We start from the raw sequence: 1,767 nt of genomic DNA, 5'->3' as shown, positions 1-1,767 counted from the left end.
AAATACCGAGTCCGATAAGGATAACTGATAACCATTGGGAAACTCGCAGACCAAAGAACATGAGGCTGTCTGTCCGCATTCCTTCGATGACCATACGACCGAAGCCATACCAAATCAAGTAGAAAGCAGTGATATGACCTCGTCTGAGACTCTTCCATTTTCGTCTCAATATCAAAATCAAGGCAAAGCCAAGTAGATTCCATAGAGACTCATAAAGGAAGGTCGGTTGACGGTAGCTCCCCTCAATATACATCTGGTCCCGGATAAAACTAGGTAGATAATCCAGATTATCCACTGCTGCACCATAAGCTTCTTGGTTAAAGAAATTGCCCCAGCGACCCAAACTTTGGGCAATCATAACGCTAGGCGCTGCAATATCTAGAAAATCCCAAGTATTGATAAGTTTACGATCAGCAAAGATATAAAGTACAATAGCCCCTGTAATCAAACCACCGTAAATAGCCAAACCACCATTCCAAATGGCAAAAATCTCTCCCAAATTCTGACTATAGTAATCAAAACGGAAAATAACATAGTAGAGACGTGCTCCTAAAATAGCCAAGGGAAAGGCTATCAAGATGAAATCTAAAATATCGTCTGGTATGATCTTCTTTCTAGGCGCTTCTTTCATGGTCAAATAAACCGCAAGAATCAAGCCTGTCACAATACACAAGGCATACCAACGAATGGCTAGAGGACCTAGATGAATAGCAATTGGATCAAGCATTAGGCACCTCGTTTTGAGCAATGAGATTTGTCAAGCGTTCTTCGAACAAACGGGTCGCATCAAAGCCCATTTCCTTGGCACGATAGTTCATAGCAGCTGCCTCAATCACGACAGAGATATTACGACCTGTTTTAACTGGGATGCGGATACGAGGAATGGCTACGCCAGAAATTTCTAGTTCCTCTGGATTGTTGCCAAGACGATCAAAGGTCTTATGTGTATCATAGTTTTCCAAATAAACAGCAAGCTGGACTTGTGAAGAGTCCTTGACGGCACTGGCACCGTAGAGGCTCATGACATCGATAATCCCAACCCCACGAATTTCAATCAGGTGTCTCAAGATTTCAGCCGGTTCACCCCAAAGAGTAATCTCGTCCTTGGCAAAGATATCGACCCGGTCATCAGCTACCAAGCGGTGACCACGTTTGACAAGCTCTAGACCTGTCTCACTCTTACCGATGCCACTATCGCCTTGAATCAAGACACCCATCCCATAGATATCCATCAAGACACCGTGCACACTGGTCCGTTCTGCCAAACGAGAATCCAGATAGCTAGATAACTCTCCAGACAAACGACTGGTCGCTGTACGGCTGGTTAAAATGGCAATCTTACATTCTCTAGCTGCCTTTAACATCTCCTCTGGAACCACCAAACCACGGGCAACAATGACCGCTGGCGTCTCAGGTAGAAACATTTTTTTCAAAACTTCATAACGGCTGTTGGAAGGCATGCTGATCAGATAAGACCACTCCTTCATCCCCAAGAGCTGGATCCGCTCTGGCGTGTAGTAGTCAAAATAGCCTGTCATTTCAAGACCAGGTCGCGTAATATCCGCTGTATTGATTTCCTTTTCAAGCAATTCTGGTTCGCCATAGACAATGTCTAGTCTAAGCTTTTCAATCACTTCTTTTACTAAAACCGACATCATTTCCTCCTTCAAATGAGTTCTTCTCTCTATTATATCAAATTGTAGGAGGATATTTGAGATTTTTGCAGGCTTTGGAGTATTTATTTATACTCAATGAAAATCAAAGAGT

2 protein-coding genes are annotated in these 1,767 nt (G+C 43.3%); both read right to left on the bottom strand.

Annotation, left to right across the window (positions count from 1 at the left end; genetic code table 11):
- Positions 1-727: prolipoprotein diacylglyceryl transferase (gene lgt / locus QZ359_RS05520; protein ID WP_293963932.1), on the bottom strand; the 727-nt coding region annotated here is incomplete at its 3' end.
- Positions 720-1,655, bottom strand: a complete 936-nt coding sequence (gene hprK, locus QZ359_RS05515) for an HPr(Ser) kinase/phosphatase (RefSeq protein ID WP_173233320.1) — start codon at positions 1,653-1,655, stop codon at positions 720-722. The genes lgt and hprK, both read right to left, overlap by 8 nt.
- Positions 1,656-1,767 lie beyond the last annotated feature (112 nt).

The organism is Streptococcus sp. (genome assembly GCF_019414905.1).
Lineage (GTDB): Bacteria > Bacillota > Bacilli > Lactobacillales > Streptococcaceae > Streptococcus.
Note: the sequence above shows the minus strand (reverse complement) of the source record. Positions and strands in the feature narration are given on the sequence as shown.

Excerpts from the sequence above, each read along its gene's own strand:
- hprK (WP_173233320.1), bottom strand. The coding sequence starts at position 1,655 with ATGTCGGTTTTAGTAAAAGAAGTGATTGAAAAGCTTAGACTAGACATT.